This is a genomic window from Amycolatopsis sp. CA-230715, from assembly GCF_018736145.1.
Taxonomy (GTDB): Bacteria; Actinomycetota; Actinomycetes; order Mycobacteriales; family Pseudonocardiaceae; genus Amycolatopsis.
Map to the genome: position 1 here is coordinate 1,183,985 of NZ_CP059997.1, position 17,755 is coordinate 1,201,739.

Genomic DNA, 17,755 nt, shown 5'->3' on the forward strand with positions numbered 1-17,755 from the left:
CACTTACGGTTCAGCCGTGAAGAACGCACTTTCCCGATACGTGGTGAGGTTCGGGTAACCGGTATCAGCCCTTCATGCCGTGCTCGATGGCTTCGATGATCCGGGGCCGCAACTCGGCCGCCGAGATGATCGCGTCCACCGAGCCGACTTCGACCGCGCGCTGGATGCTGTGCACGCGGTCGAATTCGGCGGCGACCTCGCCGAGCTTTTCCGCGCGGACGCTCGCCTGGGTTTCGGCGAGCTGGGCGTGCAGCGCCGCGCGTTCGGCGCCGCTGGCGGCCGACGCCCGCGTTTCGAGCTCGGTCACCCTCGGGTCGGTCGCGGTCCGGTTGTTGACGTCACCGGCGAACACCACGGCCGCCGCGGGCGCGCCGCCGAGCACCGAGGCGAACGAGCCTTCGATCGCCAGCACGGTCATGTTCGGGTTGAGCGCCTTGGAGAACACCACGAACGCGCCGCCGTGGTACCGCGAGATCACGCAGAACACGATCGGGCCCTCGAAGTTGACGATCGCCCTGCCGATCTCGGCGCCGTACTCCAGCTGGAGCTTGCGCAGCGACTCCGGCGAGCCGTCGAACCCGGACAGGTTCGCCAGCACCACGAGCGGGCGGTTGCCCGAAGCCGAGCTGATCGCCCGCGCGGTCTTCTTCGACGAGCGCGGGAACAGGGTGCCCGCGGTGTAGGTGTCGGGGCCGTCGGTGGGCGGGAAACCGCGCCGCGGCACCGAACGCGACTCGATGCCGACGAGGCAGACCGGCCACCCTCCGATGTGGACGTCCTGCACCGCCGAGGTGTCCGCGTCGGCCATGCCCGCCCAGCGCTCCAGCACCGGATGGTCCTGATCGGACAATGCGCGCATCACGGTCCGGATGTCGAACGGCTTCTTGCGGTCCGGGTTGTGCGCTGCCGAGAAGATCTCGCCGACGCAGGTGAAGTCGCTGCCGACGACGGCGTGCGGGAACGGCGAGACGTCCCGGTCGACCGGGTCGGTCGTGCCCGCCTTCCGCGGCGCCGACTCGCCCGGCACGACGTAGGTGTGGTCGTAGTGCGCCATCAGCACGTCGCGGGCTGCGGGCAGGTTCGGCGCCCAGTACTGCGCCTGGCCGTTCGGGCCCATCACGCGGTCGTAGCCGCCGATGCCGAAGTTGTCCTCCGCGGACACGCCGCCGGAGAAGTCCAGCGCCTGCTTCCCGGTCAGCACCATCGTCGAATCCGGGGTCATCACCAGGATTCCCTTGGTGTGCATGAGCATCGTGGCCTCGGCGTTCCAGTACGGCTGCGCGCCGACGTTGATGCCCGCCACCACGATGTTGATCTCGCCGCCGTCCTGGGTGAACGTGACGATCCGCTTGAGCGCGGCCGCGACCCAGTCCATGTTCTCGGTACCGGACGACATCGAGATCCGCGCGCCGGAGGACAGCGCGAACCACTCCAGCGGCACCCGCATCCGCTCGGCGAGGTCGAGCGCGGCGATCACCCGCGAGCATTCCGGCTCCGACAGCGCACCGAGCGACTTCGTCGGGTCGCCGAGCAGCACCACGCGCGTGACGCCTTCGGGGTGCCGCTTCGTCGGTGTCGTGACGACGCCCGCGACGATCGCGGCCGAGTTCCTCCCTTTAGGACGGTCCACCGGCACGAGCACACCCTGCTCGTCGAGGTCGTGCTCGGTGAACTCGCCGAGCAGGCCGGTCAGCTCGTAGGGGTAGACCGTGTTGCGGCTGCTCGCGCGCAGCACCTTCAGCCGGTAGTCGTCGATCGGCTCGACCGGTTCCGCGGTCGGCTCGCCGACGGTCAGCTCGGTTCCGCCGGTGGCGTCGAAGGAGACGCGCACGGCGATCTTGGTCAGCTCGCCGGTCGCGGCGTCGCGCTGCCGCGCGATGAACTCGATCTGCTCCAGCCCGGCACCCGCGGTCGTCGGCAGCACGCGCCCGGCGATCATCTCCAGCTCGTCGCGGGTGATGTCGCTCGGCGGCCACACGTAGACCACGATCCGGTTGGTGCTGAAGCGCTTCTTCGACGGGCGACGCGCCTGCTCGCGGCGGATCGAGTCGAGGCAGGCGGCGATGGTGTCCTCCGCCGTCGGCAGCGCGACGAGCCTGCCGTCGTGCTCGCGCAGTTCGGTCAGGTCGCGCACCTGCGCGAACGCGACGAGCCGGTCGTCGGCCTGGTTTTCCCTTGCCACGCAACGGAAAAGGTAGACCTCCTCGTCCGAGGACGGCAGCCGGGTCAGGTCGAACTCGCGCAGCCGTTCGAGCTGCATCCGCTGCGCGATGTACGGGTGCAGGCCGCGGATCAGCCGGTCCTCGGCCATCTTCGACGTCTCGTCTGGCCGGAACGTGAAGTGGTGGTGCATCACCGCGCCGCCGCGGCCCGCGACGGTGGCGGTCAGCCTGCGGACCTGGCTCGGCAGCGCCTGCGCGCCGATGACCTCGTGCAGCGCGGCGGCCGCCGCGGCGGAGTCCTCGGGCTGGTTCTCCCAGGCGAGGTAGATGTCGGCGTCGATGGCGTCGATGCCGTCCTGACCGCTCAGCTCGGCGAGCCCGCGCACCGCGCTGTCCAGCGCGTCGAAGCTCACGGCCGCGGAAACCAGGCACGAACCGCCGCGCTCGGCGACCACGAACCGGCAGCCCGCGACGTCGGCGGTGCGGACCCCGGTGAGCCCCTTGTTCCCGTAGTACCGCCTGGTCAGCACTTCCAGCATGATCGTGTTGTCGAGATCGGCGCGGACGAGGCGCTGGCCGAGCAGCCGCACCAGCGGTTCGGTGCTGCGCACCATCTCGGCCACGCGCTCGGCGCGGTCCGGCGCGTCCGGGTTGGCGTCGAGGTGGCGCAGGTGCTTGCGGATGTCGGCGTAGACGCGGGCGCGGTTGCGGCGCAGCAGCGGCTGGCCGAACCACGCGAACACCACGCCGCGCGCGAGATCGGAGACCGCGGGGAACCGCACCTGCGTCGCGGCGACCAGGTGCTCCAGCGTCAGCCCCGCCCGCTCCCGCAGCGACTCCACCGGCGGCATGCTCGCCAGCCACTCCCGCAGCAGTTCCGAGACCACCGTGACATCGGACGACATCCTTTGGTGCGCAAGGAAGATCCGGAAGACCGCGGCCTCCAGGTCCGGCGTGCGGTCGAGATCGGTGACGCCGTAGTGCCCGAGCACCTGCTTCAGCTTGGCCTGGAACCCTTCGGTGACCCCGGCGCGCTCGACGTCGAGGCTCTGCAGGTAGCTGTGGAAGTACTCGCGCGGGCTGTGCACCGCGCTGCCCGGCTCGCCTTCGAGATCGCCGACCGGCTTGTTGCGGCTCAGTTCCGACAGGTCCGCGAACACCGTCAGCAGGTCCAGCTCGCCTGCCAGTGGCCTGCCGCCCAGCTCGGCGCGCGCGGCGAGGTACCCGGACAGCACGCGCTTACGATCCTCCGGGTCGACGTCGAAGCCCAGCAGCAGGCTGCGCAGGTCCTGCAGGCCGCGCTCGACCCGCTCGGCCGCCGAACCGCCGTCGGGCAACGCGGGCAGGTCGATCTCGACGGTCTCCGCGACTTCTTCGGCCGCTCCCGCGTCCTCCTCGTCGGCGAGGGGCTCCAGGCGCATCAGCGGCGCCGCGGTTTCGACCTGGCTGCCCACCGACACCGGGCATTCGCGGACCTTGGCGCGGAACGGCGCGCGCAGCACCGTTTCCATCTTCATGCTCTCCAGCACCAGGATCGGCGCGCCCGCCTCGACTTCATCGCCGACGGCCAACGGCGTCGCCACCACCAGCGCGGGCGCGGGCGAGCGGACGACACCGCCTTCGTCGCGGCTGATCCGGTGCGTGACCCCGTCGACCTCGACCAGGTGGATCGGGCCGTGCGTGGCCGACACCAGCCGGAAGCGGTGCCCGTTGACCACGATCTGGCCGCTGTGCGCGTCGAACCGCTCGATCTCGACCTCGGCGAGGTGCGTGTCCGAACCGTGCGAAACGCCTACGCGGAACCGTTTCTGCCCGGCGCGCGCCACGCTCACCCGGTAGCCGACGCCGCGGAGCTTGAGGTCGAGCGGGCGGCCGCTCTCGTGCTGCACCTGCGGGCGCCCGCCGTGCGCGGTGGACAGCAGGCGCTGGCGGCTGACCTCTTCCTCGTCCTGGTAGGCCTCGATCGCGGCGGCGGCCAGCGCGATCGCGGAGTGCCGGTGGCTGACCAGGCGGCCCTGCGCGCGCACGCGGTCGATCCAGCCGGTGTCGGCGCTCGCGTCGATCACCTCGGGCTGGTCGAGCAGGTCGAGCACGAAGCTCTTGTTGGTCGCGCCGCCTTCGATGATCACGGTGGTTTCGGCCATCGCGCGGCGCAGCCTGGCCAGTGCCTCGTCGCGGTCGCGGCCGTAGGCGATGATCTTCGCGATCATCGAGTCGAAGTCGGCCGGGATGCGGTCGCCCTCGCTGACGCCGGTGTCGACGCGGATGCCGGGCCCCGCGGGCAGAACGAGCCGCGCGATGCGGCCGGGCGAGGGAGCGAAGTCGCGGTCGGGGTCTTCGGCGTTGAGCCGCGCTTCGACGGCGTGGCCGCCCTCGGCAGGTTGCGCGCCTTCGAGCTTGCCGCCGCCCGCCACGTGCAACTGCAGCTTGACCAGGTCGGTACCGGTGGTGATCTCGGTGATCGGGTGCTCGACCTGCAGCCGCGTGTTGACTTCGAGGAAGGCGAACAGCTTCTCGCCGGGGTGGTACAGGAACTCGACGGTGCAGGCGCCGCGGTAGCCGACCGCCACCGCGAGCCGCTCGGCGGAGGCCTTCAGCTCGGCGGCCTGCTCGGGACCGAGGACCGGGGAAGCCGACTCTTCGATGATCTTCTGGTTGCGGCGCTGCACCGAGCAGTCGCGCACGCCCAGCGCCCACGCCGTGCCACCGTCGGAGATCACCTGGACCTCGACGTGCCGCGCCCCGGTGACGAGGCGCTCGAGGAACACCACGCCGGAACCGAAGGCGCGCAACGCTTCCTGGCTCGTGCGCTCGTAGGCCTCGGTCAGGTCGTCGGCCGAGGCGACCATGCGGATACCGCGCCCGCCGCCGCCCGCGGTCGCCTTGAGCATCAGCGGGTAGCCGATGTGGTCTCCGGCGCGCAACGCGTCTTCGAGCGTGCCGACCTCACCGCGGCTCCACGGCGCGACCGGCACGCCGACCTCTTCGGCGATCAGCTTCGCGCCGATCTTGTCACCGAGCTTGCGCATCGCTTCCGCGCTCGGGCCGACGAAGGTGACGCCGGTCTTCTCGCACAGCTCGGCGAACGCCGGGTCCTCGGCGACGAAGCCCCAGCCGACCCACGCGGCGTCGGCGCCGGTGTCCACCAGCGCGCGCTCCAGCACCGCGAGGTCGAGGTACGGGCGCGCCGAAGCCGGGCCGAGCAGGTAGGCGATATCGGCTTCGCGGACGAAGGTCGCGTCACGGTCCGCGTCGGTGTAGAGGGCGACCGTCTCGATCCGCGTCCCGGTTTCCGCCGAAAGGTCCCGGACAGCGTGGATGAGCCGCATCGCGGCCTCTCCGCGGTTGACGATGGCGACACGACTGAACACCGGCTGAGCCTCCCAAATCCCTACGCACAGCAGGCGACGTCCGGGTCCCGGAACGTCGCCTGCACCTGTCTACACCCTGCTCGACTACCGCTGGGTACACCAATGTCCCGGCCCGCGCATGCCGAGGCCGCAGGCTTGTAGGAACCCCACAAAAAGCGACCAGGGCCACACCGCCCTGGCTCTGCCCGGCGCGAGGTCCACCACAAAGCACGCGGGAAACCCTACGGCTTGGACGACTAGGCAAACGCCAAACCGCGGAAACCTGTCCGGAACGTCGGCTGAACGTCCGGTTCGGATTCGGTCAGGCGGAGTAGGCGGGGCGACCCATCCACCAGTTGCCCGGCGCGTCCGGGTCGCTGCTCGACCAGAATTCGACGATCGCGCTGACGAACTCGGCGGTGGACAGCGCGCCGTCGCCGTCGGTGTCGAGGTGGGCGAACGCCTCGTCGGCTTCGGCCTGGGTCAGCCCGGGGAAATGACCGCGCTGGAACGCGAGGAACTCCGCGGGGCTCACCGTGCCGTCCTCGTCGGTGTCCGCGATCGCCAGGAACGCCTCGGCGAGCGCGCCCACCGTGGCCGCCGCCGCGGCCGCGTCGGAGGCCAGCGATCGGGTGGACGCCACGAACTGCTCCTTGGTGATCGAGGTCGTCCCCTCGGGGAGGTGCGGCAGGTGCAGGTCCCGCCAGATCGCCAGGTACGCGTCGATGATCCGGCGCTCGGCGTCGGATCCGGGCGCGTGCCCCATCGAGGCGGCGACCTGCTGCCCGCACACCACGTGGTCGTGCTCGGTCAGCAGGCCGTCCCCATCCGCGTCCAGGTAGTCGAACCCGTGGCCGATCTTCGCGGTGAGCAGGTCCGAAGCGGTCACGACACCCTCCACTCCCAGCGGGAACACCGGCCACCGACTGTAGCGGCGCCGCTCCTTGATCGGTGCCCCGTCGCCGGGGAATAGCCCGATCGCACGTAGTGTTTGAGCGTTCAACTACTTCGGGAGGACGACATGGGCTACGAGATCCTGGGCACGCGGCAGGAGCCGACCTTCGGCCTGGACACCTTCGGCGACGTCGAGAACGGCGCGAACGGGCAACCGGTGAGCCAGGCCGAGGCGATCAGGCAGGTCGTCGCGGAGGGCGTGCTGGCCGACCGGGTCGGCGTGGACTACTTCGGCGTCGGCGAGCACCACCGCGCGGAGATGGCGGTGTCCTCCCCCGACGTCGTGCTGGCGTCGATCGCGGGGCAGACCGAGCGGATCCGCCTCGGCACCGCGGTGACGGTGCTCAGCTCGGACGACCCGGTGCGGGTGTACGAGCGGTTCGCCACGCTGGACGCGCTGTCCGGCGGCCGCGCCGAAGTCACGCTCGGCCGCGGTTCCTTCACCGAATCCTTCCCGCTGTTCGGCCATTCCCTCGCCGACTACGAGGTGCTGTTCGCCGAGAAGCTGGACCTGTTCACGCACCTGCAGCACGAGAAACCGGTCAGCTGGACCGGAACCGTGCGGCCAGCGCTCGACGGCGCGCAGGCCTTCCCGCTCACCGAATCGGGCAGGCTGCCCGCGTGGGTCGGCGTCGGCGGCACACCGCAGTCGGTGGTCAGGGCGGCCGCCTACGGCCTGCCGCTGGTGATGGCCGTGATCGGCGGGTCGCCGGAGCGCTTCGAACCGCTGGCCGAGCTGTACCGGCGCGCGCTGGCGGAATCGGGGCACGAAGAACTGCCGATCTCCATGCACAGCCCCGGGCACGTCGCCGCGACCGACGAACTCGCGGTGGCACAGCACTTTCCGCACCACCAGGCGGCGTTCGCGAAGATCGGCGCGGAACGCGGCTGGGGCCCGATGTCCCGCGCCGACTACGACGCGATGGCGGGGCCGCGCGGCGCGTTGTTCGTCGGGTCGCCGGAAACCGTCGCGCGGAAGATCGCCTGGGCGGTGCGCACGCTGGGGCTTTCCCGGTTCCAGCTCAAGTACGGCGCCGGCGCGCTCCCGCACGAACAGCGCCTCGAATCGATCCGGCTCTACGGGGAAGAGGTCGTGCCCCGGGTCAGGGAACTGCTCCGCGAGCCGTGACAGGTCCGTCCACAGTGCACATACGCGGGGTTTGGGAACCGTCACAAGAACCTTGGTGAAATCTCGGTACGAACTTCCCCTAGCCATCCGTGTCCGCGGTGCGACACGATGTGACCCATCCTACTGACCAGTAGGAAATGGGGCATCGCCGAACACAGCGCCGTGGAGGATTCATGCACCGATCAGCCCGTTTCGCCTGCATCGCGGCGGCGGCCGCACTCGCCTTCTCGGCGACCCCGGCCGCCGCCGACACCGGGCTCAGCTACGTCAACATGGGCGACAGCTACAGCGCGGGGAGCGGGATCTTCCCGCTGGCGCCCGGAATCAGCCCGCTGTGCGCGCAGTCGACCAAGAACTGGGGCCACGACCTCGCGGCCGCCAAGGGGTACGAGCTGACCGACGTGTCCTGCGGCGGCGCGACCACGAGCCACTTCGAAAAGGCGCAGTACCCGGGCACCCCGCCGCAGCTCGACGCGCTGTCGGAGAAGACGGACGTCGTCACCCTGACCATCGGCGGCAACGACGAAAACACCTTCGCCGGTGCCGCCGCGGCGTGCGCGCTGGCCGCGGTCCCCACCCTCGGCCAGGGCAGCCCCTGCAAGACCCTCTTCGGCGACGGTTTCGCCACCACCATCAAGAACAAGGTCGCCCCGAACATCACGCGCGCGCTGAAAGCCGTGAAAGCCAAGGCGCCCAACGCCCGCGTCGCGATCTCGGGGTACCTGCAGATCCTGCCGCCGACGGGTGGGTGCTTCCCGCTGCTCCCGATCGCGAACGGCGACGTGCCCTACCTGCACGGCATCCAGCAGCTGCTCAACGACAGCGTGCGGAACGCGGCCGAGCAGACCGGGGCGGTGTACGTCGACGTCAGCGAGGTGTCCACCGGGCACGACGCCTGCCAGAACGGTGCCACGCGGTGGGTCGAGCCCCTCTTCGGCGCCAACGGGCTCAGCCTGATCCACCCCAACGCCACCGGGGAAAAGGTCATGGCGGAGCAGGCCGCGAAGGCGCTCGCCGGATCGTGAACCGGCCGCGGGTGGCTGACCCGAGCAGCCACCCGCGAACGTCTTCCGTCCACAAAGGAGGGACCTGAAGGCCCGGCCGAGAGCGAAGGGTCGAATCGCGGCGCCTAGCGCCCCGAAGGCCACCTTCGGGGCATGAGCGACCTCGCCCGCACACCCGTGAGGGCCGAGAAAGTGGCGTTAGATTCCCCGAAGGTGGCCTTCGGGGCATGAGCACAGCCGCACCGGGCGACCTCCCGTGCGCGTAGGCGTTCTGCGCACGATCGTAAGACCCGTACACGTCCGCAGCGGACACCTCGTCTCGAGGAACCAATCAGCCGCTCGGATCTCAGGTGATCGGGTTCTGCGGTGGAGCCAGGACCCGGTACTCACAGCCGCGGTCGTGCGGAAAGTAGTAGTAGACCATCGTCTGGAAACCGGCTGCGGCGAGCACGTCCAGCGCGGCCCGCAGGAGGATCCTGCGCGTCTCGATCGAGTAGCGCGCGAGCTCTGTTCTGTTCTGGGCAAAAAGGTCGTCTCTGTACTTCTCCGAATTCTGAAGCGGGCTGTGCCAGTCGAGGGTGACACCGTAAGGCGGCATCCCGAGACTCAGGTCTATGTGGATGCCGGCCGTTCTGTCGAAGGGCTGGGTCTCGATGGTCGCGCTGATACCGACGCGCGTGAGCTCCGCGTGGACCTTCCCGGCCAGATCGCTCCAGGCCGCGATCGCCTCCGGAGGCGCCATGGTGACGACCTCCTCGGGATCCACCAGCTGTTCGACGGCGAAGGGATCGGTCACGAGAGGGTCGTCCGGTGCTCCCCCGCCGCGGCCGTCCCCGCGGATCTGCGCGACCAGCGCGGGATTCCACGGTGGAGCCTGATCGGTGTCGACGGTCATCCAGTCGGGCGCGCCCGCAGGCCACGAAGTGAACATCAAGATGCACACGCGCCGGATGCGGGGACCCAGTGACGGCCACAGTTCTCGCAGCATGTCGAGATCGAGCGCCAGGCGCAGGAACATGAAGATGACGCTGTGCCGGTCCGGGTCACCGGTGTCGCCGAGTACATTGTCGAGCACGGCCAGTACGCGAAGGCGTTCCGCGGCGCCGATGTCCGGATTGGACCCGAACTCACGGCCCAGGGTGATGACCCGGATCCCCCGAGGCAGTTGGTCCCGGTCAGGAAGCTCCTCGTCCGCCGGAAGTCCGGGAGCGTAGCGCTCGCGCCAGTCCCGCATTTTCTCGGCATCGAACTCGGCGAGGTGTTCGCTCGCCGACAGCAATGCGTCCCACCATACCGGGACCCGCATGGCGCTCTTGTTCTCCACTAATTCGCCGCCGCTCAGTCGAAGGGATGTTCCGGCGGGCCCAGGACGCGGCAGACGCGCGACCGGCCGTAGAGAAAGTCGTACCGCACCGCGGTGGTGAATCCGGCCGCGGCGAGCACGTCCAGCGCCGCCCGCGCGAAGAGGTCCCGGACATCGTCCACGTATTCGCTCAGGTACACGTCCTCGTGGGATTCCCCGACGAGGGCTCGGTACCGATCCGACTGGCTGTCGAGCGGGTTCCAGTCCAGGAAGACACCGGCGGGTTCTTCAGCGCTCACCGACAGCACGACCCCTGTCGGCGCGGGCCGTGCGCCACGGGGGATCACCGTCGCGGGCAAGCCGCAGCGTTCCAATTCGTCCTTGGCCTGCTCCGCGAGTTCCTGCCAAGCACCAGAGTTCGCGCCACCGGCCGGTCGGTGCCCGGCGATCAGGTCCAGCTCCCGCCGCACACGGTCCCCCAGTTCCGAGGGGCGCGACTGTCCGGCGAAGGGCCACAGGAACGTCAGGACGATCGCGCGGCGTTCCGGCTCGCTTTCGTCACCGAGCAGGTCGTCCAGCACCGCCAGCACCCGGCCACGCTCGGCGTCACCGACATCGGGGTCGGCGAGGAACCCCCGGCTCAGCTCGCCGATCCGCAAGTAGTACTGCGCACCGCGCCTGAGAGCGTGCTCGTCCTCCTGCAGTGGTTCCACCCCGGCGAGGTGCTCACTCACCGCCACCACACGTCGCCACCACTCCGCTACCTGCATGACTCCACCATCACAAAAGGGGATTTTCAGGCTTCGACAAAACCCGATAAATGTCCACGTCATCTCCTTCAGGTTCCGTTGCCACACCGAAGCCGGCCCGCTCAAGCACGTCGTACATCATCTTGACAATTATCTCACGTACATCCACCACACACCTCATCAGTGGCCCGCGTTGCCGCGACAAGACTTGTTCGATGTACTCTTCAGTATGCTCCAGCGGCGTTCCCCATTTCAGAACTACACCAAAAGGATCTATTTCATGGACACAAACGAGTGCACCAACAGCATCCATCGGCGGATTGTCGCCAGAGACGACAGAGGCCGTGAATCCCAGGTCGTCCAGTTTTAATTTGACGTAATTTGCCAGTTCAACCCACGACTGAACCGCCAGTTCCGGCGCTCTCGCTACGGAATTTTCAGGGTTTTTGAGAACATTGAAATAGAGGTAAGGATCAGTCACGTTCACCCCTTTGCTTCAAATCTCCACACCACCGGGCATACCAGACCATAAACCCAGCTACAGGTACAACGTACACCACGGCCAACGTCACGAAAATGGACTCTCGGGCGCCGACAAAACACGATAGTACTCTCCGTCGAGAACAATCGCCGTAAACCCGAGTCGACCCAGTTCCACTTTGACACAATGAGCCAGCCCTCGCCAGTATTCAACGGCCGACTCCGGAGCTTTCGCGAGAGGATCATCGATGTTGATGACGTCGTAATAGAGATGGGGATCAGCCATGACTCGTCCAACACATTTCGCCCCCTCCGACACATTGCCGTCGCAGAGTAAATCTGCCACGCTATCGCTCGAAGTGGCGAGAATGCACGCAAGATTGTGACATGAGTCACAAGACGCTAACATTTGCGCGATTCGAAGCCTTCAATAAGCCCTACCCTCCGTGCGCGATCAATTGTTCCCATCCGCAACAGATCTTCCGACAACGCACTGTCAAGGAATCACTCGGCAAGCTCTACTCCGGTGATCTACCCACGAAGACGTGTCCGCATCCATCCGCAGCCGGACGCACTGTCGCCCCACCGCCGCGTTGCCGCACCTATCCGCACATTGGTCCGCAATGGCGACCCGAAAGGGGGTAATTGTCACGCTGTAGAGTGAGCGCGAGCATCGTGGGGTGTCACGCATCGTGCTCGTCGCTTTCCGGCGCTGATGATCTGACGTCGTGCTGGGAGTGCGCCTGCCCCGCAGACTGGCACCACCACACCTGACCTTGAAGGAACGCCCATGTCGTCCACCGCCACGCTGACTTCGGCCGAGCACGGGGCGGAGGCGGCTCGCGGCAGGGGCCGGGTGCCGGTGGTGGTGCTGTCGGTCGTGCTCGCGGTGGTGTTCCTCGGCGGAGCGTGGGCAGCGTGGTTCTTCACGATCGACGACGCGTTCATCAGCTTCCGCTACGCCAAGAACCTCGCCGACGGGCACGGGCCGGTGTGGAACCTGACCGGCCAGCCGGTCGAGGGGTTCACGAACTTCGCTTGGGTGGCGTGGAGCGCCGTCGGGTCGCTGCTCGGGATCGCGTTGCCGCTGTTCACCAAGATCACTTCGCTCGTGCTGGGCGCCGCGACGCTGTACCTGCTGGTCAGCACCGGTCGCCGGTACGCGGGGCTCGGCGGCGCGATCGTCGCGGGTGGCGCGTTCGCGTTGTTCGTCCCGACCTACTTCCACCTCACCGGCGGGCTGGAGACCACGGCGTTCGCCGCCGTGCTGCTGCGCGTGGCCGTGCTCGGCCTGCGCGTGCTCGACCAGCAGCGGATCCGGGACTGGGAGCTGCCGCTGCTGCTCCTGCTGGCCGGGACGCTGCGGCCCGAAGGTGTGGTCGCCGCGCTGCCCGCGTTCCTCGTCTGGATCTGGCACGAACGCCGCCGGGTACCGCCGCGCTGGTTCACCGCCGCGGCCGTGCTGCTCGGCGGCGCGTACTTCGTGTGGCGCTGGCAGTTCTACGGCCACTTGCTGCCCAACACCTTCTACGTCAAGTTCGGTCACCTCGACGCCGGATATCTGTGGAGCGTGCACACCGCCAAAGTGCTCGCACCCCTCATCCTGCTCACACTCGCGCTCATCGTCCGCCGTGCCACCCGTGCCGCCGGGCTCCTGCTCATCGCCACGGTCGCGGTCACGTATGCGACCTACGCCGTGTCCGGGCCGACGATGGACTTCCTCGACCGCTTCGCCGACCACGCCTTCCCGATCCTGTGCCTCGGCGCCGGGATCGCCATGAAGGGCCTGCTCCCCCGCCCCGCCGCCGCGCTCGCCGGAACCGTCGCCGTCGCCTGGACCGCCTACTTCGGTGCGGTGGCACCAGATCTGCCCGCGACCGCGAACTACGGCCCCGACCTCCAGCGCACCCACGTCGCCATCGGCAAGGCGCTCGCCAGCGCCGACGTGCCCGAGGCCGCGCGCACCCTCGCGGTCAGCGACGCGGGCGCGATCCCGTACTACAGCGGCTGGCACACCATCGACTACATCGGACTCAACGACGCCGCGATCGCCCACGGCGCCGACCCCACCCGGGTCGTCACCGCCGCGCGGCCCACCGTCGTCGTCATCACCTCGACCGGCGCCACCCCCGGCGTCATCGACGCCGACAAGTACGGGCTGAACACCGCCGAGGCCACCCGCGGGTACATCCACCTCGCGTCCGTCCCGATGCGCGACGGCTACTACCAGGAAGTCTTCGCGCTCCCCGAGCACGCGCCCGCGCTGCGCACCGCGGTCACCACCACCGTCGACGCCGCGCAGGCCGCCAACGACCCCGGCCGGTACGACTCCAGCATCGGCCGCTGGCTCACCCGACTCCAGCACCAGATCACCGGCTGATCCCGGCCGGACAACCGAAAACCGAGGAAGCATGACCGCCAGCGCGATTACGGAACCGGCGCGCGAAACCGAGCCGAGACGATCATCGAACCGCCCGCTGCTGGCCATCTCGGCAGGTCTTGCCGTGGTGTTCCTGGTGGGCACCTGGGCGGCGTGGTTCTTCACCGTCGACGACGCCTACATCAGCTTCCGCTACGCCAAGAACCTCGCCGAGGGACACGGTCCGGTGTGGAACCTGATCGGCCAGCCGGTCGAGGGGTTCACGAACTTCGCCTGGGTCGTGTGGAGCGCGTTCGGCACGCTTCTCGGCATCGCGTTGCCGTTGTTCACCAAGCTCACCGCGCTCGTGCTCGGCGCCGCCACCCTGTACCAGCTGGTCTCCGCGGGGAAACGGCACGCCGGGCTCGGCGGCGCGATCGTCGCGGGTGGCGCGTTCGCGTTGTTCGTCCCGACCTACTTCCACCTCACCAGCGGCCTGGAAACCACCGCGTTCGCCGCCGTCCTGCTGCGCGTCGCCGTGCTGGGCCTGCGCGTGCTCGACAGGAATCCCGTCCGGGCTTGGGAACTGCCCGCGCTCCTGCTACTCGCCGGGACTCTTCGACCGGAAGGAGTGCTCGCCGCGCTGCCGGTTTTCGCGGTCTGGATCTGGCACGAACGCCGCAGCGCTCCGGCGCGCTGGTACACCGCCGCGGCTTTCGTGCTCGGCGCCGGGTACTTCGTGTGGCGCTGGCAGTTCTACGGCCACTTGCTGCCCAACACCTTCTACGTCAAGTTCGGCCACCTCGACGCCGGATACCTCTGGAGCGTCCACACCGCCAAGGTGCTCGCACCCCTCATCCTGCTCACCCTCGCCCTGATCGCCCGCCGCACCACCCGTGCCGCCGGAATCCTGCTCACCGCCACCGTCGCGGCGACCTACGTGACCTACGCGGCCTCCGGCCCCACCATGGACTATCTCGGGCGCTTCGCCATGCACGCCTTCCCCGTGCTCTGCCTTGGCGCCGGGATCGCCATGAAGGGCCTGCTCCTCCGCTCCGCTGCCGCGCTCGCCGGAACCGTCGCCGTCGCCTGGACCGCGATCGCCGGGGCCACCGCGCCCGATCTCGCCGCGACCGCGAACTACGGACCCGATCTCCAGCGTTCCCACGTCGCCATCGGCAAGGGCCTCGCCACCGCTGCGGTCCCGCCGGGGCACCGCACCCTCGCGGTCAGCGACGCCGGTGCGATTCCCTATTACAGCGGCTGGGAAGCGATCGACTACATCGGACTCAACGACGCCGCGATCGCCCACGGCGCCGACCCCACCGCCGTGGTCACCGCCGCGCGGCCCACCGTCGTGATCATCACCGCCTTCGGCGACACCGTCCAATCCGAGCGGTACGGACTGCGCAACCTCGAAGCCACCTCCGGATACGTCAAAGCCGTGTCCGTGGCTTCGCGCGAAGGCTACTGGGAGAACGTGTTCGTGCTCCCGCCCTACGCCGACGCGGTCCGCGCCACCGTCACCGCCGAAATCGACCGTGCCCGCCCCGCCAACGACCCCGGCCAGCTCCAGGACACCATCCCCCGCTGGCTCGCCCGCCTCGAACGGCAGCTCTTCGGCTGACCCGGCAGTCCACAAAGGACCGTTACGGCGGGGAGGTTTCGGTGATGACGTCGGCCAGCCGGTGCAGCTGGGCGGTCAGCACCCGGCGTTCCCGAGAGCTGAACCGCGACAGCGCGCCGGATTGGCGTTCCCGCAACGCTTTCCGCATGTTCGCGAGCGTGCGGGCACCGGCGGCGGTCGTGCGGATCACGACCTGGCGCTCGTCGTCGGGGGAACGGCGGCGGGTGACCACCCCGTCGGCTTCCAGCTGCTTGAGCATCCTGGTCGCGGTGGGCACGCTGACCTGCGCGGCCGCGGCGAGCTTGCCGACCGGCAGCCCCGTCTTCCCCGCCGCGCCCGCCAGCGGGTCGAGCAGGGCCAGCTGCGCCTGCGACAGCCCGCTCGCGGCGCGTCCCGCGGTGGCCGCCCGCGACCGCCGCATGGCGTAGAAGAGCCGATCCGCCGCGCGCGCCAGCTCCTCGACGTCGTCCTGGCCGGTGACCTCGTGCCGACGCGCCGAGGAGTTGCCCGTAGCTCGCATGGCGGTAGCTTACCCACCATCTTTTAGTTAGCATGCTAAATGTTAGGAGGGTAAGAACCATGAACTCGGTCGACCGCATCGACGTCCACCAGCACATCGTCCCGCCGGTATGGGCCGCCGCGCTGGCCGCGCGCGGCCAGAACTCCGGCGGCTGGGCCATTCCCGGGTGGAGCGCGGGCAGCGCCATCGCGATGATGGACCGCCACGGCATCTCCACCGGTGTCCTGTCGGTGACCGCGCCCGGTGTCCACTTCGACGGGAACGACGACCCCCGCGCGCTGGCCCGCGCGGTCAACGAATACAGCGCGGAGGTCGTCAAGGACCGGCCCGATCGCTTCGGCCACTTCGCGAGCGTCCCGCTGCCCGATGTCGACGCCGCCGTCGCCGAAGCCACGTACGCGCTGGACACCCTCGGCGCCGACGGTGTCGTCCTGATGTCCAACGCGCGCGCCCGCTACCTCGGCGACCCCGGTTTCGCACCGCTGTGGGCCGAACTCGACCGCCGCCGGGCCGTCGTGTTCGTGCACCCGGCCCAGCCGCCGATGCCGCGGCTGCCCGGCACGCCCGCCCCGCTCGCCGACTACGTCTTCGACACCACGCGGACCGCGTTGAACCTCGTGCTCGCCGGCGTGCCCGACCGGTACCCTGGCGCGCGGGTCGTGCTGTCGCACGGCGGCGGTTTCCTGCCCTACGCGGCGTACCGGTTCGCCGGTCTCACCGCGACGGTGGTGGACCCCGGACGCGACGCGGAGCAGATCCTGCGGGGCCTGAAGTGGTTCTACTTCGACACCGCGCTGTCCGCCAGCCCCAGCGCGCTGCCCGCCCTGCTCGCCTTCGCCGCACCGGGACACGTGCTCTACGGCAGCGACTGGCCGTTCGCGCCGAAGGACGCGGGCGCGTACTACAACCGGTTCCTCGAGTCCTATCCGGACTTCCTGCCGGGACAGGCCGACGCGATAGCCAGGCACAGCGCCGAAGCGCTCTTCCCCCGCCTCGCGTCGATCGCTACCGGGGCGGGTTGAACCGGCAGGCGACGTCCTTGTTGCCGTCCTGCGCGCTGGGCACGCCGACGCCGGACACTTCGAGCGTGCGGTAGCCGTGGCCAGGCTCGGCGAACCGCACCTCGACCGGCGCGACCACCTCGCCGGGGCTGCTCGCGGCGCGCGTCAGCATCCGCAACAGCGCCGAGAGGTCCCCGGGATGGCACATGTCCTGCAACCGGCGATCCGACGGAACGCGGATGCCGAGCGCGTCGAACTGCCGGTTCGCCTGCCAGATGTGGAAGAAATCGGTGTTGACCACCGCCAGCGCATCCCGGCTCACCGAGAACAACGCCGCCGCCGTCGGCTCCGCGCCGTGCTGGTTGAAGGCGTGCTCGGTCGAGCCCACCTCCATCGTGCACCCCCGTGCCACCGCGACCGTCGCACCCGCGTACGGATCGGTCAGCAGGCGGCGGCCCACCATCCGCATGTTCTTCTCGACCCCGCTCACCCTGTCCCTGATCCGGTAGTCGCGGAACATCAACTGGTCCGTGGTCGCGCCAACGCCCTCGCTGATCGCCTGGTGCACCGCACCCGACCACGCGTCGTCCACCAGCTCGTGGAAGAAGTACGAGCCGGGCAACCGGTTGCCCGCCGGATACTCCGCCGCCACCGCGGGCGGCCGCGCCAGCCCGAACAGGTCGAACACCTCCGGCGACCAGATCGCCGTCACCGAGCGCCGGTCGGTCAGGTCCACCCGCCACTGCCAGGCACCCACCCCCGGGCGCACCGGCACCACCCCGTCCACCGGCACGTAGCACGCCTGCACCGCCGTCACCGCACCGTCCGCCGGATCCAGCAAGGGCACCGCCACCACCGCGAACCGGCCGTCGCCGCCCAGATCCGTCACCACGTCCTGCACCGCCCTGGTGCGCGCCGCCGTCATGATCTGCGGCAACAGCACCGTCCGGTCGACCGAGGTCAGCAACCCCTTCGGCGACTGGCCCGTGTACAGCAGATCGCCGATCGCCAGCACCTGGAGCCGCACGTCCACCAGGACCCACCTGCCCACGACGCTGCCCCGCCGCCGCCGGGCGACCCTGCCCCCATCGGCACACTCCATGACGACCACCTTAGA

Annotated in this window: 12 protein-coding genes; 5 read left to right on the forward strand and 7 right to left on the reverse strand. The window is 69.3% G+C overall.

Features of this window, described 5'->3' with window-relative positions; translation table 11 throughout:
• Positions 1-64: 64 nt before the first annotated feature.
• The gene (locus HUW46_RS05665; RefSeq protein ID WP_215546270.1) at positions 65-5,533 is read right to left on the reverse strand and encodes an ATP-binding protein; all 5,469 of its coding nucleotides are present in this window, start codon (positions 5,531-5,533) and stop codon (positions 65-67) included.
• A 301-nt stretch (positions 5,534-5,834) separates the two neighbouring features.
• Positions 5,835-6,401, reverse strand: a complete 567-nt coding sequence (locus HUW46_RS05670; protein ID WP_215546271.1) for an EF-hand domain-containing protein — start codon at positions 6,399-6,401, stop codon at positions 5,835-5,837.
• Between the two features lie 132 nt (positions 6,402-6,533).
• On the opposite strand from HUW46_RS05670, the gene HUW46_RS05675 reads away from it, so the two are divergent.
• Positions 6,534-7,595, forward strand: a complete 1,062-nt coding sequence (locus HUW46_RS05675) for an LLM class flavin-dependent oxidoreductase (RefSeq protein WP_215546272.1) — start codon at positions 6,534-6,536, stop codon at positions 7,593-7,595.
• 173 nt (positions 7,596-7,768) lie between these two features.
• Positions 7,769-8,620: an SGNH/GDSL hydrolase family protein gene (locus tag HUW46_RS05680; RefSeq protein WP_215546273.1), complete on the forward strand. Its 852-nt coding sequence runs from the start codon at positions 7,769-7,771 to the stop codon at positions 8,618-8,620.
• Between the two features lie 325 nt (positions 8,621-8,945).
• Here HUW46_RS05680 and HUW46_RS05685 read toward each other — a convergent pair whose 3' ends face one another.
• The 3 genes from HUW46_RS05685 to HUW46_RS05695 are packed head-to-tail and all read right to left on the reverse strand — an operon-like array spanning position 8,946 to position 11,132.
• Entirely contained in the window at positions 8,946-9,923 is a 978-nt protein-coding gene (locus HUW46_RS05685) for a hypothetical protein (RefSeq protein WP_215546274.1), read from the reverse strand.
• Positions 9,924-9,937: 14 nt separating this feature from the next.
• On the reverse strand, positions 9,938-10,672 hold the full coding sequence (locus HUW46_RS05690) for a hypothetical protein (protein WP_215546275.1): 735 nt from the start codon (positions 10,670-10,672) through the stop codon (positions 9,938-9,940).
• Between the two features lie 10 nt (positions 10,673-10,682).
• On the reverse strand, positions 10,683-11,132 hold the full coding sequence (locus HUW46_RS05695; protein ID WP_215546276.1) for a hypothetical protein: 450 nt from the start codon (positions 11,130-11,132) through the stop codon (positions 10,683-10,685).
• A gap of 789 nt (positions 11,133-11,921) precedes the next feature.
• Between HUW46_RS05695 and HUW46_RS05700 the strand changes: the two genes are divergently transcribed.
• A complete protein-coding gene (locus HUW46_RS05700; RefSeq protein WP_254125837.1) occupies positions 11,922-13,511 on the forward strand; it encodes a hypothetical protein in 1,590 nt (529 codons plus the stop codon).
• Positions 13,512-13,542: 31 nt separating this feature from the next.
• A complete protein-coding gene (locus HUW46_RS05705; protein WP_254125839.1) occupies positions 13,543-15,117 on the forward strand; it encodes a hypothetical protein in 1,575 nt (524 codons plus the stop codon).
• Between the two features lie 22 nt (positions 15,118-15,139).
• Here HUW46_RS05705 and HUW46_RS05710 read toward each other — a convergent pair whose 3' ends face one another.
• Positions 15,140-15,637 carry a MarR family winged helix-turn-helix transcriptional regulator gene (locus HUW46_RS05710; protein WP_215546277.1) on the reverse strand — a complete coding sequence of 166 codons (498 nt, stop codon included), beginning with the start codon at positions 15,635-15,637 and terminating at the stop codon, positions 15,140-15,142.
• 59 nt (positions 15,638-15,696) lie between these two features.
• Between HUW46_RS05710 and HUW46_RS05715 the strand changes: the two genes are divergently transcribed.
• On the forward strand, positions 15,697-16,659 hold the full coding sequence (locus HUW46_RS05715) for an amidohydrolase family protein (RefSeq protein ID WP_215546278.1): 963 nt from the start codon (positions 15,697-15,699) through the stop codon (positions 16,657-16,659).
• Here the strand turns inward: HUW46_RS05715 and HUW46_RS05720 are convergent.
• Positions 16,643-17,740, reverse strand: a complete 1,098-nt coding sequence (locus tag HUW46_RS05720) for a hypothetical protein (RefSeq protein ID WP_215546279.1) — start codon at positions 17,738-17,740, stop codon at positions 16,643-16,645. The genes HUW46_RS05715 and HUW46_RS05720 overlap by 17 nt on opposite strands.
• Between the last annotated feature and the right edge of the window lie 15 nt (positions 17,741-17,755).